This window comes from Mycobacterium neumannii, from assembly GCF_002245615.1.
GTDB classification, from domain to species: domain Bacteria; phylum Actinomycetota; class Actinomycetes; order Mycobacteriales; family Mycobacteriaceae; genus Mycobacterium; species Mycobacterium neumannii_A.
The window spans coordinates 26,548-53,274 of sequence record NZ_NKCO01000024.1; the positions used below are offsets into that span (position 1 = coordinate 26,548).

Genomic DNA, 26,727 nt, shown 5'->3' on the forward strand with positions numbered 1-26,727 from the left:
GGCTCTAGGACACCTTCAACGGGCGCGGCAGCGCATCGTCCTGCTCACAGAACGCATGCGCTCGGGCGATGAGGTCCTCCACCGCCGGCGCCAGCAGCTCGGCAACCTTGACCCCACGGGACTGAGCGTACCGAGTCAATGCTGAATGATCTTCCTCGCTGACACGCTTGGCCACGAGTTTGGATGAAGCACGGGTCTCCCGGTGGCGCCAGTTGCGCCGTCGACCAGCCGTGTCTTCGCTCGCACTGATGTCCGCCACCAGACCGCTCCGATCAGCTCGTTGGGAAGGCTGCTCTAAGCTCTTGACCAGCCATTACGGGATCTGTGTAACAGAATATCAGTAACACGAACTGTGTAACACGATTCCTGTAATAGCATGTCAGGCGTGTCCTATGCGCAATCGGCGGGAGTGCAGAAGCTCTCCTCGGTTGTCTTTGGGCAGAAACACCGGCTGGCGACGATGGCCGCCATTGCCCAGGGTGACGGCCTAGTCAACCCCAGCGACTTAGCCGCCGAGCTGAACTTTCCTGCGCAGAGCGCACTGCAAACCCCGTTGAAGGACCTCGCTGAGGCTGGCCTCATCACGCGACAAGACGGCATGGGCCGCGTCTACTACCGCAGAAACCCGCATCCAATCTGGGACGCTGCAATCGAGCTGCTACATCAAGCGCTGGCCGCGGACGTCACCGCCGCGGACGTCAAACCCCGGGCGTAGCGGCCGACCCGAGGGACGCCGCCGGGCAACCTTGAGCGCGCCGTTCTGAGCGCAGCGGCCTAAGGAGCGTAGGCACGGTCCACCATGGCGGGCCAGCGCAAATGAGCTCGCGCCACACCCTTCGATCACGCTTTTGCGCTGCGCCCTCCCCCGACCCACCGACAGCACCGCAGCCCCCGGCCGGACGCGTAGATGCCGGGCGTGGAGCCTCCAAGCGACTGGCTACCAGAACGCAAGGGCCCGTCGAGCCATCGGACCAACCCGGCGGCAGTTGCCCACGGATGATTGTCGCTGGGCTGCGATGCGCTATCGCCGAGCCTTGAGCCTCACCGGCGGCGGACCTATCAGGGCGGCCTGCGCCGGGCCGCGCACGCGGGAGCTGCATGGAGTCCCGATGGAGCCGTGGCGGCAGCGAGGATCGACAGCCGCGGCCGCTGGGGTCGAACGGAATGTGTCTGGTACCGGCGGCCCCTCCCCCATCGCGGTCCGTGGACGCTCGACCGACTTGCCTCCAAGCTGCGGCGTATCGACCCTCGATTGAGTACGCCGATGGCAACTCCCACAAGGCCAGTTTTCCGCGGAGAACCCGGTCGACATTGCAGTTTTCCGCGGAAAACTGACGCGAACGCGCTGGTCACAGCCGCTTGGGGCATACTCCTGAACGCGATCACGGACAGGTTTGAGTAAGCCGCGGGGTAGCTGACACTGCTCGGTTTTCCGCGGAAAACTAGCGGAGTTGTTTGACTGTTGCGCGTGTCGCCAGGGCAATTCAACCGTGCGGACGTAGCCTTACAGGCGACCGTTCTCGCGCGCCGCATTCGCGCATTTCGTATACCTCAAGGGGCTAACGCAATGTCCAGAGTCATCACGTTACTTAACCAGAAAGGTGGCGTCGGCAAGAGCACCGCAGCCGTCAACCTCGCCGCAGTTCGCGCTGAGCGCCTAGGTAAGGATTCGCCGGACGATGCCGATCCTCGAGTTGCCGCCGTGTCGATCGACCCGCAGGGTTCCGCCGCATGGTGGGCGAGCCAAGTCAGCGAACTCCCCTTCTATCTGATCCAGGCCCACGACGATCCACTTGAGCATCTGGCGCTGTTGAACAACCTGCCAAGCATCGACGAGGTGTATGTCGACACCGCGGGCTGGTTCGATTTGGACCCCGACGGTTCCGGAGACGGCCTTGGCTCTGGGCACTCCGCAGATGCCCTACGCACCGTGCTCGACGTTTCCGACGAAGTGCTGGTTCCGATTCTGACGGAGCCTCTGTGCTTTGACCCCACCGCACGAACCATCCGCAAGATCTTGGAGCCGCGCGGGCTCCCCTACCGCGTCTTCATCAACAACCACGACAGTCGCGATGGCAGCTACTGGCTCAACGAGACCCAAGAGTTTGTTAGAGGTCGCGGTTGGCCCCTGGCTGAAACCGTGATCCGGCACTACAAAATCCACACGAATGCATCCAACGACGGAGTGGTCGTCACGCAGTACAAGAAGACGGGGAAAGCAGCCAACGCGGCGTCGGACTACTACAGCCTCGCCGACGAGTTGATGGCAGCGGAGGTTCACTGATGAGCCGCGGAGGTGTCAAGAGCTTCGCGGCGCTAGCCGAAACTATCGGCGACAAATCGTCGGTTGACGGGGCATCAGTCGCGTCCATCATTCCCCGAGCCGGCCAGTCGCGGTCAGTGCCGCTGCGCGAGCTTGTCGGTAATCCCCATAATCCGCGCGACTCCCTCGGCAACCTTGATGAGCTGGCTTCGATTGTCCAGCATCAGCTGCAACCAGTCGTAGTCGTCACGAAACGCGCCTATCAAGCGTTGTATCCCGATACGCCGATCGACGCGCGCTGGGTTGTGATTCTCGGCAACCGGCGGTTGGCAGCGGCGCACCAGTTCGGCCGGCCCGAGCTCGATATCGTGATCAAGGACGAACTCGCTGCCGACAGAGCAACTCTTCTCACCGCTGTGATCGCCGAGAACGTCGACAGGTCAGGCTTCGACGTGATCGAAGAAGCTCGTGCAGTCGAGAGCCTGGTGGGGGAGTATGGCAGTGCTGACGCGGCGGCTGACCACCTACACAAGAGCAAAACCTGGGTGTCCCAACGTCGTGCACTCCTCAAGCTGGCGCCCGAGCTTCAGGAAGCTACTCGGCGCGGCGAACTTCCGATCCGCGAGGCGCGTGATCTTGCGCGAATCCCCTGGGAAGAGCAGCGGGCGTCTTGGGATCGAGCGCAATCCGACACGAATGCTGAAACTGAAACTGACCAGGTGGGCCAGGACGGCGCAGCAGGGGAGAAGGAGTCACGAGGGCAAGGTGACCGACCCGGAGCGCCGCAGACCCACTCCCGGTCGGTGAGTCGGGCACTTAAGCGGTTTGACGTCGACCCAAGCGCGCTCGCAATTGCATTGCACGGTCAACTTGGGGATGCCGGCGCGCGAACTCTCGCGACACAGCTCCGTAAGCTCGTCAAGCAGTAGAGGCGTCGCGGGCCCGCCTGGTTTTCCGCGGAAAACTGCCCGGCGGAAAAGGCAGTTTTCCGCGGAAAACTGCAGTAGCTCCGTCGCAGGCCTAAAGTCTGCTGCGCTCAGTGATGTTGTGCATCAACAGTTTTAGCGGCGCCAACTGCGGAGCGCCTCAGCAATGGGCGGGTGACGAAGCCTAGCTTGAGGGTGGGCCACCCCCAAGCGCTGGTCGAAGCTGACCGGGCGTTGAGCGGCGATGGGGTCGATACAACACCATCGTTGAGCGGCGCCCCACGCTTGCAGCGTCACCCGGGCCCTCGTAGCACGTGCGCTAGAGGCGAATGAAAGCACGCCGAGAACCTTTGAACGTATGATCGGGCGATGGTGCGGCGGCTGAGACCGACGCCCAAGGGCTACGCAGAGCCTGGCCCGCCGGAATTCTGCCCCGCCGGCCATCCGCTGCGCGGCCCTCGCCAGGTTCTCGTGGGGACGCAGCAATGCTCCACGTGCGCCGGGGTAGGACTGGGCCCGCACAGGTCGTACACGTGTCAGACGTGCTGGCGCACGGTCTATGACCCTAAGCCGACGCCGGCGTGCACTTTCGTGGCGTTCGACAACCGAATCGTCCCGCACGACGAGTAGCGATTTTGGTTCTGGTGGTGGTCGGTGGTGTGGGTGGTGGGTGATACTGCCGTTCATGTCCTTGCAGGGCTTGGTCGATGCGACCGCAGACGCGCTCGGTGGTGCGCGCGAGTTGTACGGCCCGGCTGCGTCGGCGTCGGGGTTGCCCTCGACGAGTGGGTTGCAGAACCTCAAGACTGATCTGCGGGTGTCGGTGGATACGGTGCCGGCGACCTGGAGTGGTCGTGGGGGAGAGGGCTACAAGCTGACTGGCGGCGGTGGTGTGGCCGCTTTGGACAACGTGATCGGTGCCGATCGGGGGGTGGGCCCGCAGGTGGTGGCGGCGTCGAACGAGTCCCGTGATGGCCGCGCCGGGATGAATGGCGTGGTGAGCGATACCCGGTCGGGGGTCAATGCGATCGCCCCGAGCACTGATACCCCGGCGGGCAAGCAGGTCCTGGTCAATCATCTCGAAGGCCAGCTCGACCGCGCCAAGGCCCTGCTCACCAAATCCGAACAGCGAAACGTCGCGTTGGCGAACATGATTCGTTCTGCTGGTGGTGGTTACGGTGGCCGGCCGATGGGCGGCGGCATGTCGATGGGCGGCGGCATGGGAATGCCCATGGGCGGCGGCGCCATGTCCCCGCTGGGCTCGCTGTCGGCGCTCTCCGGCCTGACCCGCAAGATTCCGGGCCTTTCGGGCTCGTCGTCGCCGCGTCGGGCGTCCGCGACCCGTGGTGCCGCACCGGACTCTTCGGCCGCAAAGATCCCAGTGGGTGACGTCAGTTTCGCCGGGCGCGGCACCTTCCCCAAGGGGCCCGCGGCCATGTCAGCGGCCATCAATGCCGCGCTGGACGCCCGCGGTGTCACCGACCCGGTGGCTCGCACGAGGTGGCACGAAGGCTACATGACGCTCACCGGCCGCGAAAGCGGCCATAACGGCAATGTCGTCAACCTGTCCGACTCCAACGCCCACGGCGCCCAGATGGCTGATGGCGCCCCGGCCAACAGCTCCCGCGGTCCCGCACAGTGCATCCCCACCACCTTCGCCGCCTATCACCAGCCGGGCACCTCGACGAGCATCTACGAACCGGTTGCCAACATCGCCGCCTCGATGAACTACGTCATGGACCGCTACGACGTGAGGCCGGATGGGTCCAACCTTGCCGCCCGGGTGGCCCAGACGAACGCGAGCGCCAGCCCTCGGGGGTACTGACCAGCATCGAGGGATTTTGTTCTTGTAGGTTCGCATTTGCGTGGCGGATTCTCATGTGAGATGGCGGCTTATGGCGGATCCGCCGGCTGGATGAGAATAAGTAAGACTATTGGTGGAATTGCTTTGCGGCTTCGAGGGCTCAGCTCTTGCAGTTCACTTAGTCGAGCGCGCAAGCTGATTGCACGCCGTTGTGGCGGAGTTGTCAGATGTCAGCACCGGATTATCGAGGCTCCGAAGCTGCGGTCGCTGGGCGGCCGTGGGTGAGTGGATCGCTGTCACAGGCGTGGAATTGCGCCGGTGGGACGGAGGTACATGTGTCCACGGCGACCATCACTTTTCGGTCGTCTAATGGTGAAGTTGAGCGTTCGTCGGTGGCTGGCGTGTCAAAGGCGGAGTTCTGGACTGCGCGGCCATGGCGGACTTTTCGATGGTATGAGGGGCAGCGCCACTATCCCGGTAGCGACGATCGCCGAAGGGCGCGTTGAGGCAGCCGTCGCACCCGCGTTGCAGTCCGGCGCACCGCGCAATATGTGTGCGCGTCGGACACGGCGGCGGTGGGCGCCCATATCCTGCTGGGCCGCGGCTGCCAATGCGGCCCACAGCAGCGCGCCGTCACAGTGACGGATTGCGGCCTTATACCGAAGTTGGGTAGCTGGACAGAAGTGCTGGCTAAATGGCGTCGAACCACACGGGCGGCGCAGAAATTCCGGCGGTGCGGCCCAGCGGATGCGGTGCCGCCCGATCGTTTCGCCGTGGCCGTTGAGATCGACGCGCGGCGCGTCGCTCAAGCGCGCAAGCTCGAAGATGACTGATCGACGCGGCGGGCAAGAAAGCCTGAGGTAAGCGGGAGTTGCCTTGCCGCGCTGCATGGTGTCGGCGAGGAGGTCGGGGTGCGATCGCATTCTTCTGCGCGCTGGTAGCACCTGCCGTTGGCCAGAACCGTCGCATGGTCGGCCGGGTGGCGCGGATGGCGCCTGCAGGGCGCGTCCTCGTCATCGCCCCTGTATCGGATGTGCCACGCCGTGCTATTCGGGGACGCGGGGCGGTTCGCTTCGAGTGGCGTGGACACGGGACACCGGATCTCAGGGCTGTTCCGGCCGTCAGCGGATAAACCGGTTGTTTCGCAAGGCCCGGCTGGACAGCGGCTGCCTGGCCTCGTAACCTAACCGTGACCTACGTATCTAATACGTACTTGCCCACTTCGCCGAAGGTTTTCGCTGTTGTGAATTCATCTGTGCTGGCGGTCCTGCCGCGCGCGTTGGGTAGACGGCTCGTCTGCATTTTGGTTGCTTTCGGCGTTGTTGCAGCGCCTTTGGCAACCGATGTCCGCGCTGATCCGGCGGCTGATGCCCTTGCCGAACTGACTGAATTGTCGCGTCTGGCGGAGCAGACCACCGAGCAGATTCACACGGCGCAGATCGACCTTGACGAGAAGCTCGCAGCGCAGCAGGTTGCGGAGAAGGGGGCGGTTTCGGATCGCATGGCCGCGGATGCAGCGGCGGCCGATCTGGTGAGGTATCAGGCTGCCGTCGACAGGTTGGCCGCGGCTGCCTACGTGGGGGGGCGCACGGATACCTTGGCGGCGGCGTTGACGGCGACGTCTCCTCAGGATTTGATCGATCAGCTGGCAGTCCAGAAGACGGTTGCGTCGGAGCTGACTGTGCAGATGGCTGCGTTCCGGTCGGCCAGTGCGCGGGCCGCGGCAACTGCGGAGGGGTCTGCGAAGTCGGCAGCCCAAGCACGGACTGCGGCCGATGAGGCCGCGGCAGTGCGGACCGACCTGGAGGCCAAACAGCGTCGGATGGCGGAGCAGACTGCTGCTGTGCAGGCCCGCTACGACGCTTTGACGCCTGATCAGCGAGCGATTCTGGCTGACCCTGGCCCCGCGCCGCCTCCTTTGCCGTCGACTCCGCCGGTGAGCGATCCGAGCATCGTTGCTATGCCGGGCCCGGCGGGCGGGGCCTCCTTGGGGAACGGTGTTGCGGTGGTCCAGGCGGCGCTGACACGGGTGGGGTCGCCTTATACGTGGGGAGCCACCGGTCCGGATGCGTTCGACTGCTCTGGGCTGATTAAGTGGGCGTTTCTGCAGAACGGCAAGTCGTTGCCTCGGTCGAGTCAGGCGCTTGCGCAGGGCGGGCAGCCGGTGGCGCTTTCAGACGTTCAGCCCGGCGACATCGTGACCTTCTATGCTGACGTGTCTCACGCGGGGATTTACATCGGCGACGGGTTGATGGTGCACGCGTCGACGTACGGAACGCCGGTGAAAGTGGCGCCGATCTCGTCGGCACCGATTCACAACGTGCGGCGGTACTAGGCCGCCGCCGCGGCGCTGCGTCAATCGTTGAAGAAACGGCTGGTGATTTCCGTCCACTTGCGGATCTCGTCGATGGTGTGAGCGACGTGCAGCGTCGAGTCGGGGATCAGCTCAGCGAGGCGCTCGGCGGTGGAGATGGGATGCAAGGGGTCGGTGTCCCAGGCCAGCACCAAAGTGGGCTGGCGAATGGAGGTCAGCCGATTGGGGTCGGGTAGATCGGAGGAGCCGACTCCGCGCAGCGCGGCGGAGACCACATCGTCGTCGACGCCGGGTTCGAATTTGCCGTGCCGGTAGTTGGCGAAGATCGGCAGTGGGGGAGCTTCGGCCCATTGTTGTCGCCAAGCGGTTGTCCCAATGGAGTCGATGAGGTCGGCGGTGTCGAAGTACCACTGGCGCAGTTGATCGGGCCCTGTTTCCCAGGCGACGGGAGGGATCACCAGTGCCAGCCGCCTGAATCGGCGAGGAGCGTTGAGGGCGGCGTGCAGTGCTGCAGCGGCTCCGAGCGAGGATCCGGCGAAATCGATGGGTTCATCGAGGCCGGCCGCGTCCAGGACGCGCAGGAGATCGTTGGCTGCCTGCTCGAAGCGATAGTCCTCGGGTTCTGGTCGGCCCCGTGATGCGCCGTGTCCGCGTTGGTCGTAGGTGATCAGACGGCGGCCCTCGGCGATAGTGTCGATGTCGAAGATGCCCAGGCCGCGCACGATCTGCCGGCTCATGAGCACGCCGTGCCCATAGCCGACTGGCACCGTGTTGGGTGGGCCGCTGAGCTGGTAGGCGATGGTGGCGCCATCGGTGATGAGAAGGTGGTCATCCGGCATTGCGGCTCCTCAGATGCGTTGGTGCGGTATTCCGTGGGGTTTCGGGCCAGCCGTCTATTCGACAGCGGTGAGGACGTTGACGGTCGCGCCGTTGTCGGTGGAGGTGTAGATGGCGGTATCTGTGGCGATGTAGACCTGACCGTTGCCCGCGGCGAGCAGGGCCTGGGGTTTGTTGTTGAGCGAGTGGCCCGGCTGCCAGGTCTGCCCGTCGTCGGCGCTGGTGTACAGCCGTCCTTCGAGGTCGGCGCCGAGCAGGGGACCGCGGTCGGGCCAGCTGATGAACAGCAGTGCCGGCGCACCGGTGACTGCGCTGAACGTCCTCGCCCCGTCGGTGCTTCGGAGCAGCCCTTGGCGTGCTGTCGCGAGAATCTCATCCGGGGCACCCGGTGATACTGCGAGGTCGACGGCGGCGGGCACTTCTGCGCGCTGCTGCCAGGACCGCTGGTCAAAACTAACCATCACGGTGCCGGATTGGCTGTCGTGACCGTAGACCCGTCCGTGGCGGTATTTGAGCGCGTGGAAGTCGGCGCTACCGTGCAACGACAGAGGTTCCCAGGACTGGCCGGCGTCGCTGCTTTTGATCAGGCCGAGGTGCGGGGGCTGTTGACGATCGGCGGGGTCGGGGTGGCCGCTAGCCAGGAATTCGTCGGGGCCGGCGACGGTGAAGCCCATGAAGTCCTGCGAGAGCTCACCAACTCGTTGGGGCGCCTGATCTTGCTCAACGGTGTAGAGGCCGTAATGAGTTGCGACGTAGAGCTTGTCGTCAGATGGGTTGATGCCGAGGCCGTGGATGTGCACCATGCCCGGCGCGACGGCGGGTGGCGGGCTTTCAGGGGCGTTCGACGAACAGGCCGCGGCCAGAGCCCCGGTCAGGGCGATGGCGAAAAGGTTGCGGATCAGCACACGGACACCTTCCGGTCACGAGATCTACGTAGTTCAATAGTAGGTGGGCAGTGCGTGGCTACTGCGTGAGGTGGCTGCGCCTCGGGTGGCGCCGACCGCGGGTGACAGACCGGGGGAGGTGTCTTCATCAAATCTTCATCGGATCACGAACCGACCCATACTCGGATTGCTGAGGCTGGGGTGCGGCGGCGCAAGGCTTGCCGTGTGGACGCATGGTGTCACGAAGATGTTCGAGGAAGGATGTGCGATGCAGCACAAGCGTTTTGGATTCGGGCTTGCGACGCTTGCGGCGTCGGCCCTGTTTGTCAGCGGCTGTTCGAATGCAACGAACGAGTCTCAGTCATCGGCGTCGAGCACCACCTCGGCAGCAGCGTCGGCGTCGGCTTCGCCCAGTGCTGCGAGCAGTGACGCTGCCCATAACGATGCTGATGTGACGTTCGCGCAGGGCATGATCCCTCATCATCAGCAGGCGATCGAGATGAGCGACATGCTGCTCGGCAAGCAGGGAGTTGATCCTGAAGTAGTGTCACTCGCCAACGAGATCAAGAACGCTCAGGGTCCTGAGATCGAACAGATGCAGGGCTGGCTGCGGGACTGGGGAGTGTCCTCGTCGACAACGGCCCCCAGCACCGCCGCAATGCCCGGTCATGACATGCCTGGCCATCAAATGCCCAGCGGAGACATGGGTGATATGCCGGGTATGAGCGGCGGCGGTATGGGCATGATGTCGGAAGCCGATATGGCTGCACTGCAGAACGCGCAGGGCGCTGAGGCTAGCCGACTCTTTTTGACCCAGATGATCGAGCATCACAAGGGCGCGATCATGATGGCGCAGCAGGAAGTTGACAACGGCCAGTTCCCGGCGGCAGTCGAGATGGCGCGCAACATCGTGTCTTCTCAGCAAGCGGAGATCGACACGATGCAGGGAATGTTGGACAAGTAGCGCGGAGAGGGCACTAGTCAGGGACGCGCTGAGTCAGCCGTCGCAGGGTGGTGTTCGCTGCGTATCGGGGTGATGGGCAGGGCGATGGTGAATGTTGCGCCGGCGCCGGGTCCAGCACTGGCTACCGAGATGGATCCGCCGTGGGCTTCGATGAGCGCTTTGGCGATGGCGAGCCCTATACCGGCGCCGCCATGCTCGCGGTCGCGGGCGGTGTCTGCCCGGTAGAACCGTTCGAACACTCGGGTGACGTGCTCGGCGGCGATCCCTTCTCCGGTGTCGGCGACGATGATTCTTATCTGGTCGCCGTCACGAAGACAGTGAAGGTGTACCGACCCGCCGGGCGGTGTGTGCCGTAGCGCATTCTCCAGCAGGTTCCCCAACACTTGAGACAGTCGTTGTTCGTCGGCCCAAAGCGGCGGTAGCGGTTGCGGGAGGTGTACGCGCAGTCCGACCCCCTTGGTGTCATAGCGTTCTTGTGCTGCTGCGACGCACTGGCGGGTTAGGCGGTTCACGTCGAGGGAGGCGTAGGACATAGACATCGCACTTTCCTCGGCCTTCGCCAGCGCGGCGACGTCATCGGAGAATCGCACCAGCCGACGGGTTTGGTCGCGCAGCATGGCTGCTGTCTGGGGTGTCAAGGAGCGCACGCCGTCTTCGAGTGCCTCGATGTAGGCCTCGAGTACTGCCACGGGTGTGCGGATCTCGTGCGCGAGGTCTCCGAACAGTTGCTGGCGTGTCGAATCGACGGCTTGAAGCCGGGAGGCCATTTGGTTGAATGCGGTTGCGAGGGCGTCGAAGTCATCGCCGAGGCGCGGCGGTGACACGCGGATGTCGTAGTTCCCTTCAGCGACATCGGTGGCCGCGGCGGCGACTTCGGTGATGGACCGTTGGAGGCGTCGACTGACGTAGAAGCTGACCACGAGGGCGGCCAGTGCTGACACCGCTAGGGCGCCTCCGATGGAGATCACCGTTGCGTAGCCGTAGGCCTCTTCGGCGTGGACTTCTTCCAGGGAGTCCATCGGGACACCGGCACGGTGGAGGTGTTCGCGGAACAGCGGTGGGCCGACCACGGCAGCGACCACCGCGGTCGTCGCCGCTCCGGCCGCCAGCACGATGGCTTGGGCCGCCAGGAGTCGCAGGCCGATACCGGGACGGCCCGGCCGTCGACGCCGGCGAGGGGTCGACGTAGGTGGGGGAGTCACTGTCCGGTTCCCATCCGGTATCCGACACCTCGAACCGTGGCGATGTAGCGGGGGCGTGCGGCGTCGTCGCCGAGTTTGCGTCGTAAGTGTCCGATGTGGACGTCGACGAGGTGTTCGTTGCCGACCCAGGGTTCGTCGCGGATTATTTCGAGAAGTTGTCGGCGGCTCAGCACGATTCCTGGCCGCGCGGACAGGGCTTCGAGAATGTCGAATTCGGTGCGGGTCAACAGGATTAGTTCGTCGTCGATATGTACCTCGCGGGCGGCGACGTTGATGCTCAGTGCGCCGAAGCGGCGCGGCGGGGCTGTCTCTCGTTCGGCGGGTGCGGCGGCTGTTTGCAGGATGCGGGGTCGCCGCAGCATGGCGCGGATGCGCGCGACCAGCTCGCGGGGACTGAAGGGTTTGGTGATGTAGTCGTCGGCGCCGACGGTGAGGCCGAGCACGGTATCCAGTTCGGTGTCACGGGCGGTGAGCATGACGACGTAGGCGTCGGAGAAGGTCCGCAATTGCCGGCAGACCTCGAGTCCGTCGATGCCGGGTAGGCCGAGGTCAAGGATGACGACATCGGGATCCAGGTCGCGTGCGACGGCGATTGCGTCGACACCGTTGCCGGCGACGACGGCTTCGAACTGCTCGCGTTCGAGATAGCTGGCCACCACTTCGGCCAGGGGGAGTTCGTCGTCGACGACCAGCGCGCGGTATCCCTTCGCGCTCTCAGGCGCGCCCAGGTGGTGGTGCTGCATGTCCCATATGGTGCCTGCTGGTGCGCCCGTAACCAGGTATGGCTGACCGGGCGGCTCGATCTTCAGCAGATCTTCACACGACTCATACCGTTTTCCTCCTGCGGTGGGGTGAGGCTCACTGTGAGGAGGGCTGACATGCGTTGGCTGATGGACGTGTGCCCGAACAGTCTCGGGTGGCAAGCGTGGCTGATCCTGTGTGCCGTGGTCGTGGTGCTGTGGGCGGCTGCGATCGCCGGCGCGACGGCGCTATTTAACGCCTCTCGCTGGCCGCGTCGTTCGGGGCGGCCTGACGTGCCTGAGGAGGCCGATTCGCAGCGGCCGCACCGCGGCGCACTGACCGGTCTACCTGCGCGGCATCGCGGCGATGTCAATATTCGATCAAGCGGGTGACGTAGGGCGTCATGCCGGAGGTGCGTACGGGCGAGATTTTGACGACCGACCCGGTGTAGGGGGCTTCGATCATCATGCCGTCGCCCAGATACATCGCTTCGTGCTGGCTGGCGTTGGGGCCGTAAAAGATGAGGTCACCGCGCCGCATCTGTGACGAGGGGATCTTGCGGCCTGCGTTGTATTGCGATCCGGAGTAGTGGTCGAGTTTGATGCCGACGCCGGCGAAGGCATACAGCATCAGGCCCGAACAGTCGAAACCCACGGTGTTGGCGCCCTGGTCGATGCCTCGTGACGGGCCGTTGGCGTTGCCGCCGCCCCAGGAGTAAGGCACGCCCAGTTGTGACATGGCGCGGCGAATCACGAATTCTGAGGCCTGGCGGCCGTAGAGGCGGGGGATGCGTCCGTTGGTGATGCCGGGATCTGCGGCGGCGGTGACTGGAGACAGAATGCCGAGTTTGGTGAGGAACTTGCGGCCCATGTCGGCCGTCAGCTGCGCCGAGGTCGCCATGATTTTGAGGACGGCATTGATGATGGCCACCGGGTCGCCGGCCACGTTAGCGCTGGGCACCATCGGCAGCGTGGTGTCCCACAGGCCCCCCTCGGTGGCGCCCCCCGGCGACGTGGTGCCGCGGTCCCAGGGAGCGCCGGATGCCGGCCCAGTGCCGGGTTGCGCGGCACTGGGCGCGGCGGTTGTCGCCGCCACCGGTCGGGCGGCTTCCAGTCGTGCTTGAGCGGAGTCGCGTTCGGTAGCGAGCCGTTCGACCTCGCGTTGCTGTGCGGTAAACGTCTGCTGGGCGTCCCGGAGTGCGGCTACCGCGTCGTCTTGCCGGCGTTGGGCGTCCGCGGCGGCGCTCTCGGCGCGCGCCCGCGCTGCCGTCGCAGCAGAAAGCTTGTTGGCCTGATCGGTCTGCCGACGCAGGAGGTCGTCGTGGACCCGCTGGAAGCTGATGGTGAGGGTCTGCTGGGTCGAGGCCCCGGCCAGGATCTGCTCGGGACTTTGTGCCAGCGGCAACGCACCCGACGGCCCGTTCGTATAGGTCGACGCGGCGAAGCGGTCAAAACGCTGTTGTGCGGCCTCGATCGCGTGTTGACTGTCGGTAAGGGCTTGGTCGCTGGCAACAACGTCGCGTCGGGCCTGCGCGAGGGTGTCGCGAGCGGCCGCGATTTCGACCAGGGCACGGTTGACGCCCTCTTGCTTGATCTGGATGTCGCTACCGACGTCGGCCATCCGCTGGTTCGCTTCGGCGACCGCCGCAACCAATGAGGGAACGTCGTCGCGGTCGGGGCTGCCGTCATGCCCGGCAACAGCGGTGCCCGGGGCGCTGATCACCAGTGCCGGCATTAATGCGAAGAGACTCAGAAAAGAAGTGAGGCGCCGCATCGAATCTCCTCAGCTGGGGTGAGCGTTGTCGAGCCGCGCACCTAAGCCGAAAGGCACCCGCGGCACTCCTACTACCGAGCTAAGTACGTAGCACAATAGTACGTAGACGGAACGTACATCACTTTGGTATCAGGAGGAACGTCTGTCACAGTCTCAGGTCGGTTACAACTGTGCGCCACGGGCGCTAGTTTCGCGCGCCGCGGCCGGTAGTGCAGATGCTGGCCCTATGCGGTCGAGGTGAGGCGTATCGCGGCTTTTCCCAGCTCGGCGGCTACATTGGGGACTGAAGAGCTCGGGGCGCGAGGAGGCCAGCTCGTCGCGGAGAGCGGGAGGCGCAAATGGAACAGCGAGGATTCGGCGACCTCGAAGCGGTGGTCATGGATTGCGTGTGGGATTACGCCGAGCCTGTCACGGTGCGTGAGGTTTTCGACGAGATCTCTCAACGGCGCCAGATCGCTTACACCACCGTGATGTCGACGATGGACAACCTGTACCGCAAGCGCTGGTTGCAACGTCAGCGCGACGGGAAAGCGTACGTGTATCAGGCGTCCATGAGCCGCGAGGAGCGTTCCGCGCGTTTGATGAAGGCCGCGTTCGACGCCGGCGGGGATACCGATGCGGTGCTGGCGTTCTTTGTTGAGCAGATGAACGCCGAGCAGTCCGCTCGTTTGAAGGCGGCTCTGCGCAAGGGGCGTCGGTGATGACCGCCGCGCTGTGGCTGCTCCTCTATGGCAGCGCGCTGGCCTGGTGGGCGCCACCGGTCCTGAGGCGGATGACCCGTCACGGCATCAGCCCCCATATGGGAGTGGCCGCCTGGCTGGCCACCGTCGCCGCGACGCTGACGGCGTGGCTCGTCGCGCTGATCATGGTCATCGGCGCAACGACGGACAGTATTCGTACGGGCGCGGTCGTGACGCTGTGCCTGGAGCTGTTTGGCTTCTCCGAGCACACCCCCATGGCCGGACGAATCGGTTCTGTTGTTCTCATCGCGGTAGGAACCCTGACGTCAGGGTTCGTCGTAATGCGGATCGGTCGCTGCTTGTCGCGGCTGCGGGCGCGAAGTCACGAGCACGCGCGTGCCGCGCGGATCGTCGGCCGACCCACCGACCATCCCAATGTGGTGGTCGTGGAGGCCGACCGGCCTGCTGCCTACTGCGTGGTCGGACGCCCGAACGCCATCATCGTCACCTCCGCGGCGATGAAGTCGTTGAATCGATCACAGCTCAAAGCGGTTCTGGCGCATGAAAACGCGCACATCTCGGGGCGCCACCACCACATCCTCATGGCCCTCCGCGCTTTGGGGGGCACACTGCCGCGGCTTCCGCTTTTCGCGACGGCCCCTCATCGTGTGGGTGAACTGCTGGAGATGTGCGCTGACGACACCGCCGTGCGCCGCGTCGGCACGCATCCGCTGTTGGCTGGATTATCTGCTCTGGCCGGAGAACACCCGCCTGCGCGGGAAGGCCTCGCCGCGGCGGGAACAGCGGTCATCGCGCGAGCGCAGCGCCTGCTCAGCCCCACACGCCGGCACGTGCGATGGCGCCACCGCATCTGCCTGACAGCCGCGATCACCGCCATGCTCGCCACACCCGCTCTCATCCAGGTGCTCTGCCACCACTAGCGCCTCAACGCCGGCCGCACGCTGCGCAGGTGGAGCCAATGCGCGTAGGCCGCCAGCAAAGGAAACACCGCTTGGCGCGCGGGCCGATAGAGAGCAAATTATCTACGTAGTAAAACCGTAGATGATCTGCGGTGCAAGCAGCGCTCCGATCTATTGCATCTCCTTCGCGGAACCTCCAAAAGGGCGTTTTCGCAAGGGCATCGGGCGAATTCGATCGTGCGACGGAACGGCCGGTTGGCTCGGCGCAACGGCGGTCGCGCTCTGATTACAACCCGGCATCGGCTCAGGGGCCGAGCCTGAATTCGCCGATCCGCTGCTACAGTCGGCAACATCGTGAAGTATTTCGACGCGAACTCTGGGCAACGCCGCCGCGCCATCGTCGCGGCGTTGATCGCGTTCTGGACCGTCATCGTCGGAGCCGAGTGGGCACTGCCCGGCGTGAATGCGGCACCTGCGCACGGACCGCACACCCTGGCCACCACTGCGGTCGGCGCGCCGATGTCTGTCGAGCTCGACCACCCCCACGTCTCCCAACCCGACGCCGAGTGCACGCCCGACACCCTGGCCGAAGCGATCCTGCCGCGGGGAACGGTCTCCCTGATCGCGCTCGCGCTGGGCCTCGTCGTGGCTGTACTTCCGCTGCTGTGGTGCCAGGCGGCGAAGGCGCCTATCCGCGGTCCACCACGGAACGCCCGCGCCCTGCGCACCGGCCGCGACGTGCTCGCCCACCTGTGTATCGCGCGCCGCTGATCGGCTAGCGTCAGGCCCCGTCGTCTTCGACGGTGGCCGGTGACCGCTCCCTGCCGTCAGTCGCCGCGCATCGTCGCGGCCTCACAGAAGCGACATTCATCGATGAATCCTGCCCTGCCAATCCGCCATGCACGCACTTCCCACACCCGATCGGCACAGCCACAACGCGGCCGCAACGAGCGGCCCGCCACCATGGTCGGCCAGACCCCTGTCTTGAGAATCAGCGCACCGTTCACGTCAGAAGAGCGGGGCTTTTGGGCCAAACTCGAAGGCTTCAACCCGGGAGGAATGAAAGACCGACCCGCGCTACACATGGTCGAACGCGCCCGCTCCCGCGGGGCACTTACCCCCGGCGCCCGCATCGTCGAATCCACCAGCGGCACACTAGGATTGGGTCTCGCACTAGCCGGAACGGTCTACGGGCACCCCGTCACCTTGGTCACCGACCCCGGGATGGAGCCGATCATCCAGAATATGCTCGCCGCGTTCGGCGCCGACATCGAATTGGTCACTGAACCGCACCCACAGGGAGGCTGGCAGCAGGCCCGCCGTGACCGCGTGCAGAACATCTTGGCCACCGACCCGCGCGCCTGGCATCCCGATCAATACAGCAACCCCGATAACGTCGAGGCCTACCGCGGGCTCGCGTTGGAACTGAACGAACAACTCGGCGCCGTTGATGTCCTGGTGTGCTCGGTGGGCACCGGAGGCCACTCGGCCGGCGTCGCACGCGTCCTCCGAGAATTTAACCCGCAGCTGCGGCTGATCGGCGTCGACACGGTGGGCTCGACGATCTTCGGCCAGCCCGCGGCTTCTCGGCTCATGCGAGGCCTGGGATCGAGCATCTATCCCGGCAACGTCGACTACCAAGCGTTCAACGAAGTGCATTGGGTTGCCCCCGCGGAGTCGGTGTGGGCATGCCGCACCCTGGCGGCCACCCACTACGCCAGTGGCGGCTGGAGCGTCGGTGCGGTCGCCCTGGTTGCAGGCTGGGTCGCACGCAATAGCCCTGCCGGAGCCACTGTCGCAGCGATCTTCCCGGACGGCCCGCAACGCTACTTCGACACCATCTACAACGACGACTACTGCCGCGCCCACGGCCTGCTCGACGCAGCGCCCCCACGGCATCCCGCCACCATTGAGGACCCGATGACCCAGACAGTCACGGCGTGGACGCGATGCACCACCGTTGTCGACCCCACCGAGGTGCAGCCACGATGACCCTGCTGTCAGCCTTCCGCAGCTTCGGTTGGCCCAGCCGGATGCTGATGATCAACCAGTTCGGCATCAACCTGGGCTTTTACATGCTCATGCCTTACCTGGCCGGCTACCTCGCCGGCCCGTTGGGGCTGGCCGCGTGGGCCATCGGCCTGGTGCTGGGTGTACGTAACTTCTCCCAGCAAGGCATGTTTCTCATCGGCGGCACTCTGGCAGACCGGCTGGGCTACAAACCGCTCATCGTCTGCGGATGTGTCCTCCGGACAGCAGGATTCGGCCTGCTCGTCTTCGCTGAATCGCTGCCGGCGGTTCTGATCGCCTCGGCAGCAACCGGCTTCGCCGGCGCCCTGTTCAATCCTGCGGTGCGCGCCTATCTGGCGGCCGACGCGGGCCCACGGCGCGTGGAAGCCTTCGCGGTGTTCAACGTGTTCTATCAGGCAGGCATTCTGGCCGGACCCCTTGTCGGGCTGGCCTTGATGTTCGTCGATTTCCGAATGACAGCTGCCGCCGCAGCGGTCGTGTTCGCAGCGCTGACCGTGGCCCAACTCTTAGCATTGCCCCACCGCGCCGCGGGGACACCTGATGAGAAGACATCGGTGCTGCAGGACTGGCGAACAGTAGCGGCCAACCGTTCCTTTCTGCTCTTCGCGGCGGCCATGATCGGGTCGTATGTTTTGTCATTCCAGGTCTATCTGGCATTGCCGCTTCAGGCGCGAGACCTGTTTCCGCGCAACGATTCCCTTGTCACCGCCATGATCTTCGTGGTCTCGGGTCTGGTTGCCGTCCTCGGCCAGATGCGGATCACACGATGGTTCGCCCACCGCTGGGGCGCCGGCCGCTCCCTGGTGATCGGCATGCTGATCCTCGCGGCGTCGTTTTTGCCGCTGATCGTGCTGCCCGATGACACCAGGGCAGGCAGAGTCGCCGCCGCGACCGCGCTACTCGTCGCCACGGCGGTGCTGGCGGTCGGGTCGGCGGCCGTCTTCCCGTTCGAGATGGACACCGTCGTCTCGTTGGCCAACAACCGTCTCATCGGAACGCACTACGGCTTCTACAACACCATCGTCGGAGTCGGCATTCTTGTCGGCAATCTGGCCACCGGCTCGCTGATGCAGGCCGCCCGAGATCTCGGGCAACCCTGGCTGCTGTGGGTCCTGCTGTCGGCAATCGGGCTGGCCTCCGCAGCCGCCTTGTTCCGGCTGGACCGACGCGGCCGACTTCAACCCGAACAGCTGACATCCTCTGGCGCGCAAACCCCCCGCTGAACACCCGAAGACGCGAACATGTCCGACACCCGATATCGCCATCTACGTAGTAACTTCGTAGATGGCGATATGCTGGTTCCAGCATCCGCGCAGACGCCTTCACGCCCTGAATGGCCCACGCTGGCAAGGAGACTGCCACGACCATCGAGCCGCACCCCGCTTCGGGCAGCGTTGCCTCTCCGGCGATAGCCGCTGGGCGCATTCGCGTTCTGCTGGTTGAACCTCGGCGCATCTACGCCGACATGTTGGCCCGCACCCTACGCGCCGAAGAGTTCGCCGTCGACGTCGCACGCTCAGATGCTGCAGCGCTCACCGCGGTGCGCGGCGATGACCCCGACGTGGTGGTGGTGTGCCTGGGATCATCCGCGCACGGCGCCGTCGTCCTTGACCGTGTTCGCCAGGCCGCCCAGTGCGGCGTCGTCGCGCTCGCCGACACAGAGATGGCGCCACTGATATCGCGCGTCGGAGTGGCTCCCATCGGCTCCCGCGACAGACTCAGCACGCGAATACGGCAGACACTCAGGCATTCTCACCAGCGCAGCGAGGAAGGCGGCGCGCAGCGACGCCACGTCGACGATCTGGTGATCGACGTGGCGGTCCGGCGGGTCTATCAGCGCGGCAACGTCATATCGCTGACTCGAACGGAGTTCGCGATCCTTCGGGTTTTGTCCGATGATCCAGGGGAGCCCGTGACGTGCCGACGACTTCAGGAAGCCCTGTGGGGGGCGACGCAGCCCGGCGGGCGGTCAGCACTGGGCGTGCACATCGGCAATCTTCGTCGCAAGCTCGGTGACGCCCCGTCTTGTCCGCGCTATGTCCGGACGGTCCGCGGCATCGGCTACTGTCTGGCCGGCTGAACCGTTACCCGGTGCGGACCAGGCTTTTGGTGGGAGGAAGCTGTTGGCGGAAGCGTTCGGGGTCAGGTCTCGATAATCCGTATGACGTACGGTGTCATCCCGGCGGTACGCACCGGTGAAATCTTGATGGGAACGCCGGTTTGTTGCGCTTCGATCATTTTTCCGCCGCCGAGGTAGATCGCTTCGTGTTGGCTTCCGCCGGGCCCCCAGAACAGGAGGTCACCGCGTTTAGCTTGCGCGGGAGGTACCTTGCGGCCAGCGTTGTACTGGTCGCCGGACCATCGCGGCAACAGTACTCCGACGCCGGCGAAGGCGAATCGTGTCAGTCCTGAGCAGTCGAAACCGACGGTGCCTGCGCCTTGGTCGACACCGCGACTAGGGCCCGTGAGGCTGCCCCCTCCCCAGGAGTAGGGAACGCCGATCTGCGTTCCTGCCCTGCGGATAACGTATTCGATCGCCTGGGCACCGTAGAGACGGTTGCCGCGGACGCTCGTTTGGGGGCTTGCCGCGGGACTGACGAGTCCGAGACTGCTCAGGAAGCTACGCCCCAAGTCCATCGCAGTCTGGGTGGCAACGGCCGTCGCCTGCAAGGACGCGTTGGCGATGGCAACCGGATCGCCGGGCGCTCCCGCACTCGGGATCTTGGGCAGGAGTGGATCCCACGGACCGCCTGTCGGCTCGGCGGAGGCTGCTGGCGTGCACGCCAAAAGTACCGTCGCGACGACGGCAACGATCACCCCAGTCAGGCGAAAGCCGACCGCAGATACGCGGCCTTCCTCCGGGCGGACGCATCGGGCCATCGGTTCCATATGGCGTTCTTTCTTTCGGCTGTCGGAGCGCCGGTGATTGGTTTCGCCAAGAAAGGCGAAGCCGAGCGTTCCGTACTGTGCAGCAACGATGTACGTAGCGAATACGTAGATCAGCCTAACTCACATATGCCTCATCAGTAACACCAGCAACAGAATTACAATGCTGGAATTTCGGCGGCTGAAATTGCTAATGGTGTTTTGCGAATGGGTGTTTGAAAGTGTCGATCGTCGATGGCGGGACTACGAAATAATCGGTGGTCCGGACAAGTGAAAACGCCTTTACCTGAGGACGGCAAACCAAAGGTGCCGTAGCGGAAAGGGCTGCGCTACCTGTCCTGCGTGGGCCCCGGGGCGCGCGATGCTTGGGTGACGCTCGGCAGTTCGCAACCCGGTTCGGTGATGCGAAACGTCCTGTCGACACGCGTAACTGGTGCCACGAGGTGACTGGGAGGCGGCGGTTGTGAGTCTCCGCTTCTGATCTGAGTTTCAGAGGTTGGCGTTGCCGGCTTTCCACTGATCCCAAGGGATGTTCCAGTCACCTAAACCGTCTGTCCCCGACAGCGTGGGGCCGGTGGTGTTGATGACCTCAACGATGTCGCCGCGTCGGGTGTTGTCGTAGAACCAACGGGCGTTGGCCGGATTGACGTTAAGGCATCCGTGGCTGACATTGGCGATGCCTTGGCTGCCCACCGACCACGGTGCAGAGTGCACGTAGATCCCGCTGTAGGACATCTGGGTCGCCCACTCCACCTCGGTGCGGTATCCGTCAGGAGAGTTGACCGGAACTCCGTAGGTGGACGAATCCATCACCAGAAACGAGTAACGATCTCCGATGATGTAGGCGCCGTTATCGGTCGGGGTCTTGGCTTTACCCATGGAGATGGGCATGGTCTTGACGATCTGACCATTGCGCCGCACAGTCATCGTTTTGGTGGCGTCATCGGCGGTGGCGATGACCTCGTCACCGATGGTGAACCGGGTAGTGACGTCATCCTGACCGAACAGCCCGTCACCGAAGTTGACGCCGTAGGCGTTGACCGCCACCTCTACTTTTGTTCCCGGTTTCCAGTATTCGGCCGGGCGCCAACGTACTTCGCGATTATTGAGCCAGTAGAAGGCTCCCTCGACCGGGGGGGTGGTGGTCACGTTGATCGCTTGCTGCGCCGCAATCCGATCGGTGATGTTTTCATCGAAGCGGATCGCGATGGGTTGGCCCACGCCAACCGTCTCGCCGTCGTTGGGCAGGACGTAGGGCATCGTCAAGTTGTCGGGCGAGTGGGTTTCGAAGGTCGCTGTCGTAGTGGTCGCGCCGCCCAGTCCAAGGGCCTGGGCATGAAGGGTGTACTGCTTGTTGTAGCCCAGCGGCTCGGCAGACGACCAGGACACGCCATCGGGGCTGAGCTGTCCGTCGACGAGTTCGCCGGCTTCGTTGGTCAACGAGACTTGGCCGAGAACGCCGTCACCGGCGGACACGGTAACAGGGGAGTCCACCGCGACACCGATCGCTCCGTCGGTCACCGACACCTGCAATTTGGGCACTAGCAGGTCGGCGAACGGGGTGCCTTTATCAGTGATGACCTCGGGCTGGGGCGCGGCGGCCGGCGACGAGCTGCACGCGGCCGCGATCAGCAGCACCGCCATCGACAGGACGGCCGTCCGCAGCCACTGCGCCGTCCTGCGAAACGGTGGGAGGCAAGTCGCCTGCGGCATCAGTGTGGTCTCCGTATCCGAATGTTGACATCGCTGATGAGCGGGCACAGCGTGCGCCGCGACAGCCGTTCGCGGGCGGCGGTGCACCGTTCACGCATATGGTTCAAGTGTGCTGATGCGTCATTTGGCTTTCTTAGTCCTTCGATGAAGATTCAGTAAAGACGCAGACTTGCGCACTGGTCTGCCCGACATGGCATCCGGCTAGCTCTGGCAGGCGCCGAACGGGCTGCCGATCGTTAGTTCGTCGATCGTCGGACCGTGGCGCGCAATAGGCCACGTAAAAGGCTATGGGTCTAGTACGCGTTCTGGGCTGATCGGGAACGCTTGAGGCAATCACGGTCCGGGAGCGCCAGATGCTGGTCCCTCTCAGCCCTGCTCCAGTGTTGGTCTCGTCGCGGTGCGGTCCTTCGTCGCGGTCGTGGACTTGAGGCTGCACCCTCCGGCGGGGGTGAAGGGGTGTATCAGCTGCCGCCCGTACGCGGTGGGGTAGTCGGGGTGTGCGGCCATGCCGAGCTGGGTGGAGTCGAATCGACGGGCGGCGTTATAGGAGTAGGTGCGCATCAGGTGGTCCCAGACCAGGGTGAACAGCCCGAAGTTGACGTCGCCGATGCCAGCCCACTTGAGGTGATGGAAGCGATGGCCTTCGTTGAGAGCCAAGACGTACTTGGCGGGGCCCACGCGGTAATCGGCGTTGGAGTGCTGCAGCAGCAGCTGGATCGCCACCGCGAGCGCGAGTAGGGAGGCCACGTTGACGGGCAGACCGATCAGGATGAGCGGTGCCACACCAGCGGCCATCTCAACGGTTTGGTGCAGCGGGTGTTTCATCAGGCCGTTGAGGCCGTAGAAGCGGGTGATGCTGTGGTGCACGGCGTGAAAACGCCACAACACGCCGATCTTGTGGCTGGCCACATGGACCACGGTGATGCCGAGGTCGGCGATCATGATCGCGGCGAGGACCTGCAGCGGCAATGCCCAGGTGCGCGGCCACAGCTGCGGGGCCGGGACGACCGCCGCTAGTAGTGGAATGGCAGCCACGCTGGCCAGGATCAGCGTCTCGTTGACTGCGACGTGGATGCGGTCGCGCCTGCTGTCTGCCTGATCATGATTCCATTCGGGGTCATACGGAATGACACGTTCGACCAGCAACGCGGTGGCAATCGCGACGGTCATCACGGCCAGCAGCCAGTATTTCGCGGCGCCGGCGGCGGTTAACGCCACACCGGCGCCGTTGAGGCCGAGCAGCATGACCGGCACGTAGCCGTATCGGGCCACCGCCTGTGCCGCGGTGAACGCCGTCAATGGCGGGGACTTCGTGCTCACCACCTGATCGTCGCGGCTACTGGCGTGGCAGAGCTTGAATGATCCGGCTACACGGCGGTGTCGAGGTCCCAGGACACGTGCCGGCTCAACGCCGAGGGCGCCAGCCCGAACATCTCCCGCGTGGTACGGGTCAGATGGGCGCTGTCAGAAAACCCCGCATTATGCGCGGCGCCGGTCAGGTCATCGCCGGCGTGCGCGCAAATGATGGCGAGCCGCAGCCGTAACCACAGCACGTAGCGGCGCAGCGGAATGCCGACCTGTTCGGTGAACAGATGGGTCAATCGGCTCGCAGACACACCGACCTGGGCCGCGAGTTCGGTACCTCCGACTGGGCCTGCAGCCACAAGGTCGGGGAGCAGCCGCAACGCCTCATCGACGGCGCGATGGCGCGTCATTGCTTCATCAGCTGCCATGGCGGGTGCGAGGTGTTCGATCAGCTCGTCGACCACGACGACCAACGGACGTCGGCGGGTGAACGTCAACACCGGAGCAACAGTCCAGCCGGACCGAAGCGCGCGCAAGTGCGCCGAGCGCCCTGGGGCAGACTCCGGTTCCAAGAACACCACGGTGCCCTCCGGCGCGCCGACTTCGACCCGGTGTGGCGCATCGGCGGGCACGACCACCTTGGTGCCGCGATGCTGGTTGCCGTGCTCGTCACGCATCGTGAAAGGTGTTGTTGCGGTGACAATCTGGACGGCATGGTGGGCGTGTAGGTCGGTGGTGCCAATCGATCCGGTGAACGCCAACACCCCAGGCCGCAGCAGTGCCGTCCCGCCCCAGTGCGGTTCACCGGTGATACCACCGCCATCCCGCATCATCGCCACGAATCGATGCTACGGCCTTCCAATAATCAACTTACCGCGGCGCCAGCAACGGGGAACATCGAATCGGGCGTGGCCAGCCATCCGCCGCCACGGGTAATGCAGGATATGCGCCATTGGCCAGTCACCCACCGCCGCGCCTAGCTCGGGCGCCCTTGTACCGTATACCCCTCAGGGGTACCTTCGTTGTATCACCCGGAGCGGGTAGCCCGACAACTGGAAGGCGTATCGCTGGTGACCGTACAAGAAAGATTTCGGCAGCTCGTCCAAAGCCAGACCGCACGGTCGATCGCCAAATGCATCGCTTTGTGCGCGGTGGGTCGTGTCACTAGTGGGCGCCGCTCAGGCAAGCCCGGCGAGGGAAAGTCCTGCTGCGGCTGACAGCACCGCGACAGGCTGCCCCCGAGCGGCTTGCCGCCGGAGCGTCAGGCCTCACTGCTGCTGCCGTCCTTAGTGCCTAGTCTTCATGGACCCGAGTGTCCCGGTCCGATGTTCTACGAAGGAAGTTCTCGATCGCCGGGCCGAAAGCGTGTGCCATGTCCTCAGCGTCGACAAATTGGCGGGACATCGAAACTTCGGCGAGGACCCCTTGTGGAAGGACAGTGGCGAGGCTGTGTGCCAAGCACTCGGGGTGACGGATGTCGTCGCCGGCGATGACGAGCGTCGCAGTGTCGATGCGCCGGAGGTCCTCGACCGTTGCAAAGGCGCGGTCATGACCGATTGACGCCGCGGCCGCCGCACTGTGGGCGTCAGCGCGCGGAATAGCCTCAGCGACCAGGTTGGCGATCAGCGGCTGAAGATCAGGAATGAACAATTCCCAGGCGGCCTGCAGACCGCGGGAACGGGCACGCTCGGCGAAACGATCCATCAGATCGGTGTCTGCGGCTTTGTCCGCATCGTCCTCTATCGCTTCAGCACTGATGACCACCGCCGACCGGGCGATACGGGGGTGCTGGAGGCACGTCCGCAAAACGATGGTGCCGCCCAGTCCGGCGCCGACAAGGTGGGCGCAGGTGTCATCGAGCGCGTGAATGATCGCAATGACGTCGCTGACGTACTGATCCCATCGGTGCAACGTCGGGTCGGGACAACGCGATGCTCCGTACCCTCGAATGTCAGGCAACGCAACGCGATACCGGCCAGCGAGCCGGTCAGCAAGCGGTCGCATGCTGTAGTGATCCGGACCCCCACCATGAAGCATGATGATCAGTTCGCCGCGCCCGACGACCTCCCCCATGAGGGGCCAGCCATCATCTCCGACGTGTAACGCGCGCACCGCCAACTGATCCCTCCCACCGTTCCGGGATAGCGCTACGCGCGTCGACACCTCGCCAGGGGCCCCCGGGAAAGTAACCCTTGAAGCATACCCCTAAGGGGTATATGCTCTCTTACGTATACCCGGTAGGGGTATCTACACCCGGTAAGGATAGGAGATCGGTGATGAGCACGAGCACGTACGCCGTCACAGGGATGACTTGCGGACATTGCGAGCTGTCGGTGCGTGAAGAGGTCAGCGAGGTTGCCGGAGTTGAAGGCGTCGAAGTTAGCGCCAAAACCGGCACCCTGATCGTGACGTCGAGCCGTCCCGTCGACGACGCGCAGATCCTCAACGCCGTCGACGAGGCCGGCTACTCGGCGGTGCGTGTCGCATGAACGCCGCGGGACGATTGACAGCGTTTGGTGCCGGACTGGCAGTGGCGTTCACGGCTGCATACGTCACCGCCGCAGCGGTCGTCCCTGATACCGCGGCGACATCTCCCCAGACCCAAACTTCCGATGCTGCAGCGGATCACAGCGCGCCGCCGACCGAGCAGGCGTCGCCAGTCATTCCCTTCGCCGACCCGCCGGGGTTGTCGTTGGCCGAAGACGGATACGTCCTGAGCCCGGTGTGGTCCCCCAGCGCACCCAACGATCGGGGAACGATGAGCTTCACCATCGTCGACCCGGGCGGCACGCCGCTGCTGGACTACGCGACCGTGCACGACAAGCAACTGCACCTCATCGTGGTCCGTTCCGACGGCCAGCACTTCGCCCATGTACACCCAAGGCTGGACGCGGCCACCGGCACGTGGTCAACGCCGTGGACGTGGAACGCCGCCGGCACCTACCGCGTGTTCGCCGACTTCCAACCCGCAGGGGCGGGCAGCGCCAAACTCACCCTCACCCGAACCGTGCAGGTGGCCGGCGCGTTCGTCCCGGCGGTGGCGAGTGCCACACGCACCGTGGATGAAATCGCCGGATACACCGTGAAACTGGACGGTGCACTCACCGCGGGCGTCTCCCACCAACTCACCGCGACAGTCACGCGCGACGGCCGGCCGGTGATGACCTTGCAGCCCTACCTGGGGGCTTACGGCCATCTCGTCGCCTTGCGTGAGGGAGACCTGGCGTATCTACATGTGCACCCTGAGGGGGCCGAGCCGGTACCGGGCGGCACCGGTGGGCCTGCGGTGTCGTTCGCGGCGACCGCACCCACAGCGGGGCGCTACCTGCTCTACCTCGACTTCAAAGTCCAGGACACCGTGCACACCGCCAGCTTCGTCGTCGACGCCGCACCCGGTGGTACCAACGAGCCCGCGCCAGAGCCATCGCGTGACGCCGGCCATGCCGGCGGGCACTGAGCTATCCCGTCCGAATCAGAAACTGAA

25 protein-coding genes are annotated in these 26,727 nt (G+C 64.8%); 14 read left to right on the forward strand and 11 right to left on the reverse strand.

Annotated features, from left to right (window positions below; all coding sequences use genetic code 11):
• Nucleotides 1-4 precede the first annotated feature (4 nt).
• A complete protein-coding gene (locus CEX88_RS26545) occupies nt 5-139 on the reverse strand; it encodes a hypothetical protein (protein WP_274381133.1) in 135 nt (44 codons plus the stop codon).
• A 237-nt stretch (nt 140-376) separates the two neighbouring features.
• On the opposite strand from CEX88_RS26545, the gene CEX88_RS21625 reads away from it, so the two are divergent.
• The 5 genes from CEX88_RS21625 (at nt 377) to ripC (ending at nt 7,328) form a co-directional block, all read left to right on the forward strand.
• Nucleotides 377-715: a helix-turn-helix domain-containing protein gene (locus CEX88_RS21625; protein WP_238382151.1), complete on the forward strand. Its 339-nt coding sequence runs from the start codon at nt 377-379 to the stop codon at nt 713-715.
• Nucleotides 716-1,567: 852 nt separating this feature from the next.
• The gene (locus tag CEX88_RS21630) at nt 1,568-2,284 is read left to right on the forward strand and encodes a ParA family protein (protein WP_094295066.1); all 717 of its coding nucleotides are present in this window, start codon (nt 1,568-1,570) and stop codon (nt 2,282-2,284) included.
• The gene (locus CEX88_RS21635) at nt 2,284-3,192 is read left to right on the forward strand and encodes a ParB/RepB/Spo0J family partition protein (protein WP_094295067.1); all 909 of its coding nucleotides are present in this window, start codon (nt 2,284-2,286) and stop codon (nt 3,190-3,192) included. The genes CEX88_RS21630 and CEX88_RS21635 overlap by 1 nt, the downstream gene beginning before the upstream one ends.
• A gap of 667 nt (nt 3,193-3,859) precedes the next feature.
• A complete protein-coding gene (locus CEX88_RS21640) occupies nt 3,860-5,014 on the forward strand; it encodes a lysozyme family protein (RefSeq protein ID WP_238382152.1) in 1,155 nt (384 codons plus the stop codon).
• Between the two features lie 1,222 nt (nt 5,015-6,236).
• Nucleotides 6,237-7,328, forward strand: coding sequence for a peptidoglycan hydrolase RipC (ripC, locus tag CEX88_RS21645; protein ID WP_094295068.1), 1,092 nt, complete (start codon nt 6,237-6,239; stop codon nt 7,326-7,328).
• A 20-nt stretch (nt 7,329-7,348) separates the two neighbouring features.
• Here ripC and CEX88_RS21650 read toward each other — a convergent pair whose 3' ends face one another.
• Both CEX88_RS21650 and CEX88_RS21655 read right to left on the reverse strand, forming a co-directional pair.
• Nucleotides 7,349-8,146 carry an alpha/beta fold hydrolase gene (locus CEX88_RS21650; protein WP_083407547.1) on the reverse strand — a complete coding sequence of 266 codons (798 nt, stop codon included), beginning with the start codon at nt 8,144-8,146 and terminating at the stop codon, nt 7,349-7,351.
• A gap of 54 nt (nt 8,147-8,200) precedes the next feature.
• Nucleotides 8,201-9,049, reverse strand: coding sequence for a F510_1955 family glycosylhydrolase (locus CEX88_RS21655; RefSeq protein ID WP_094295069.1), 849 nt, complete (start codon nt 9,047-9,049; stop codon nt 8,201-8,203).
• 247 nt (nt 9,050-9,296) lie between these two features.
• Here CEX88_RS21655 and CEX88_RS21660 point away from each other — a divergent pair, with 247 nt between their 5' ends.
• The gene (locus CEX88_RS21660; protein WP_094295099.1) at nt 9,297-9,992 is read left to right on the forward strand and encodes a DUF305 domain-containing protein; all 696 of its coding nucleotides are present in this window, start codon (nt 9,297-9,299) and stop codon (nt 9,990-9,992) included.
• A 17-nt stretch (nt 9,993-10,009) separates the two neighbouring features.
• Here CEX88_RS21660 and CEX88_RS21665 read toward each other — a convergent pair whose 3' ends face one another.
• From CEX88_RS21665 to ripA, 3 genes are all read right to left on the reverse strand, one after another.
• Nucleotides 10,010-11,194, reverse strand: coding sequence for a sensor histidine kinase (locus tag CEX88_RS21665; RefSeq protein ID WP_094295070.1), 1,185 nt, complete (start codon nt 11,192-11,194; stop codon nt 10,010-10,012).
• Nucleotides 11,191-11,937, reverse strand: coding sequence for a response regulator transcription factor (locus CEX88_RS21670; protein WP_067952909.1), 747 nt, complete (start codon nt 11,935-11,937; stop codon nt 11,191-11,193). Before CEX88_RS21670 ends, CEX88_RS21665 begins: the two co-directional genes overlap by 4 nt.
• A gap of 367 nt (nt 11,938-12,304) precedes the next feature.
• Nucleotides 12,305-13,708, reverse strand: a complete 1,404-nt coding sequence (ripA, locus tag CEX88_RS21680; RefSeq protein WP_094295071.1) for an NlpC/P60 family peptidoglycan endopeptidase RipA — start codon at nt 13,706-13,708, stop codon at nt 12,305-12,307.
• Nucleotides 13,709-14,046: 338 nt separating this feature from the next.
• Between ripA and CEX88_RS21685 the strand changes: the two genes are divergently transcribed.
• The 6 genes from CEX88_RS21685 (at nt 14,047) to CEX88_RS21710 (ending at nt 19,419) form a co-directional block, all read left to right on the forward strand.
• Entirely contained in the window at nt 14,047-14,409 is a 363-nt protein-coding gene (locus CEX88_RS21685) for a BlaI/MecI/CopY family transcriptional regulator (protein ID WP_083407553.1), read from the forward strand.
• Nucleotides 14,409-15,329 (forward strand): M56 family metallopeptidase, encoded by a 921-nt coding sequence (locus CEX88_RS21690; protein ID WP_094295072.1) that lies wholly within the window; start codon nt 14,409-14,411, stop codon nt 15,327-15,329. Before CEX88_RS21685 ends, CEX88_RS21690 begins: the two co-directional genes overlap by 1 nt.
• 333 nt (nt 15,330-15,662) lie before the next feature.
• The gene (lpqS, locus tag CEX88_RS21695) at nt 15,663-16,079 is read left to right on the forward strand and encodes a putative copper homeostasis (lipo)protein LpqS (RefSeq protein ID WP_094295073.1); all 417 of its coding nucleotides are present in this window, start codon (nt 15,663-15,665) and stop codon (nt 16,077-16,079) included.
• Between the two features lie 102 nt (nt 16,080-16,181).
• Entirely contained in the window at nt 16,182-17,300 is a 1,119-nt protein-coding gene (locus CEX88_RS21700; protein WP_094295074.1) for a PLP-dependent cysteine synthase family protein, read from the forward strand.
• A complete protein-coding gene (locus CEX88_RS21705; RefSeq protein WP_094295075.1) occupies nt 17,297-18,562 on the forward strand; it encodes an MDR family MFS transporter in 1,266 nt (421 codons plus the stop codon). The genes CEX88_RS21700 and CEX88_RS21705 overlap by 4 nt, the downstream gene beginning before the upstream one ends.
• Before the next feature lie 110 nt (nt 18,563-18,672).
• A complete protein-coding gene (locus CEX88_RS21710) occupies nt 18,673-19,419 on the forward strand; it encodes a winged helix-turn-helix transcriptional regulator (RefSeq protein WP_202931605.1) in 747 nt (248 codons plus the stop codon).
• 62 nt (nt 19,420-19,481) lie between these two features.
• On the opposite strand, the gene ripB is transcribed toward CEX88_RS21710, so the two are convergent.
• From ripB to CEX88_RS21735, 5 genes are all read right to left on the reverse strand, one after another.
• Nucleotides 19,482-20,228, reverse strand: coding sequence for an NlpC/P60 family peptidoglycan endopeptidase RipB (ripB, locus tag CEX88_RS21715; RefSeq protein ID WP_046361656.1), 747 nt, complete (start codon nt 20,226-20,228; stop codon nt 19,482-19,484).
• Nucleotides 20,229-20,714: 486 nt separating this feature from the next.
• Nucleotides 20,715-21,938, reverse strand: coding sequence for a L,D-transpeptidase (locus tag CEX88_RS21720; RefSeq protein WP_094295077.1), 1,224 nt, complete (start codon nt 21,936-21,938; stop codon nt 20,715-20,717).
• A gap of 366 nt (nt 21,939-22,304) precedes the next feature.
• A complete protein-coding gene (locus CEX88_RS21725) occupies nt 22,305-23,258 on the reverse strand; it encodes a sterol desaturase family protein (protein ID WP_094295100.1) in 954 nt (317 codons plus the stop codon).
• Nucleotides 23,259-23,305: 47 nt separating this feature from the next.
• Entirely contained in the window at nt 23,306-24,076 is a 771-nt protein-coding gene (locus CEX88_RS21730) for a helix-turn-helix domain-containing protein (protein WP_094295101.1), read from the reverse strand.
• A gap of 460 nt (nt 24,077-24,536) precedes the next feature.
• A complete protein-coding gene (locus tag CEX88_RS21735; RefSeq protein ID WP_094295102.1) occupies nt 24,537-25,361 on the reverse strand; it encodes an alpha/beta fold hydrolase in 825 nt (274 codons plus the stop codon).
• A gap of 158 nt (nt 25,362-25,519) precedes the next feature.
• On the opposite strand from CEX88_RS21735, the gene CEX88_RS21740 reads away from it, so the two are divergent.
• The gene (locus tag CEX88_RS21740) at nt 25,520-25,732 is read left to right on the forward strand and encodes a heavy-metal-associated domain-containing protein (protein WP_094295078.1); all 213 of its coding nucleotides are present in this window, start codon (nt 25,520-25,522) and stop codon (nt 25,730-25,732) included.
• On the forward strand, nt 25,729-26,700 hold the full coding sequence (locus tag CEX88_RS21745; protein ID WP_094295079.1) for a heavy metal-binding domain-containing protein: 972 nt from the start codon (nt 25,729-25,731) through the stop codon (nt 26,698-26,700). The genes CEX88_RS21740 and CEX88_RS21745 overlap by 4 nt, the downstream gene beginning before the upstream one ends.
• The last annotated feature ends 27 nt before the right edge of the window (nt 26,701-26,727 follow it).

Excerpts from the sequence above, each read along its gene's own strand:
- CEX88_RS21630 (WP_094295066.1), top strand. The coding sequence starts at position 1,568 with ATGTCCAGAGTCATCACGTTACTTAACCAGAAAGGTGGCGTCGGCAAG.
- CEX88_RS21720 (WP_094295077.1), bottom strand. The coding sequence starts at position 21,938 with ATGCCGCAGGCGACTTGCCTCCCACCGTTTCGCAGGACGGCGCAGTGG.
- CEX88_RS21740 (WP_094295078.1), top strand. The coding sequence starts at position 25,520 with ATGAGCACGAGCACGTACGCCGTCACAGGGATGACTTGCGGACATTGC.
- CEX88_RS21745 (WP_094295079.1), top strand. The coding sequence starts at position 25,729 with ATGAACGCCGCGGGACGATTGACAGCGTTTGGTGCCGGACTGGCAGTG.
- CEX88_RS21685 (WP_083407553.1), top strand. The coding sequence starts at position 14,047 with ATGGAACAGCGAGGATTCGGCGACCTCGAAGCGGTGGTCATGGATTGC.
- CEX88_RS21730 (WP_094295101.1), bottom strand. The coding sequence starts at position 24,076 with ATGATGCGGGATGGCGGTGGTATCACCGGTGAACCGCACTGGGGCGGG.
- ripA (WP_094295071.1), bottom strand. The coding sequence starts at position 13,708 with ATGCGGCGCCTCACTTCTTTTCTGAGTCTCTTCGCATTAATGCCGGCA.
- CEX88_RS21660 (WP_094295099.1), top strand. The coding sequence starts at position 9,297 with ATGCAGCACAAGCGTTTTGGATTCGGGCTTGCGACGCTTGCGGCGTCG.
- CEX88_RS21710 (WP_202931605.1), top strand. The coding sequence starts at position 18,673 with ATGGCCCACGCTGGCAAGGAGACTGCCACGACCATCGAGCCGCACCCC.
- CEX88_RS21625 (WP_238382151.1), top strand. The coding sequence starts at position 377 with ATGTCAGGCGTGTCCTATGCGCAATCGGCGGGAGTGCAGAAGCTCTCC.
- ripB (WP_046361656.1), bottom strand. The coding sequence starts at position 20,228 with ATGGAACCGATGGCCCGATGCGTCCGCCCGGAGGAAGGCCGCGTATCT.
- CEX88_RS21670 (WP_067952909.1), bottom strand. The coding sequence starts at position 11,937 with ATGCAGCACCACCACCTGGGCGCGCCTGAGAGCGCGAAGGGATACCGC.
- CEX88_RS21700 (WP_094295074.1), top strand. The coding sequence starts at position 16,182 with ATGAATCCTGCCCTGCCAATCCGCCATGCACGCACTTCCCACACCCGA.
- CEX88_RS21690 (WP_094295072.1), top strand. The coding sequence starts at position 14,409 with ATGACCGCCGCGCTGTGGCTGCTCCTCTATGGCAGCGCGCTGGCCTGG.
- CEX88_RS21705 (WP_094295075.1), top strand. The coding sequence starts at position 17,297 with ATGACCCTGCTGTCAGCCTTCCGCAGCTTCGGTTGGCCCAGCCGGATG.
- CEX88_RS21635 (WP_094295067.1), top strand. The coding sequence starts at position 2,284 with ATGAGCCGCGGAGGTGTCAAGAGCTTCGCGGCGCTAGCCGAAACTATC.
- CEX88_RS21650 (WP_083407547.1), bottom strand. The coding sequence starts at position 8,146 with ATGCCGGATGACCACCTTCTCATCACCGATGGCGCCACCATCGCCTAC.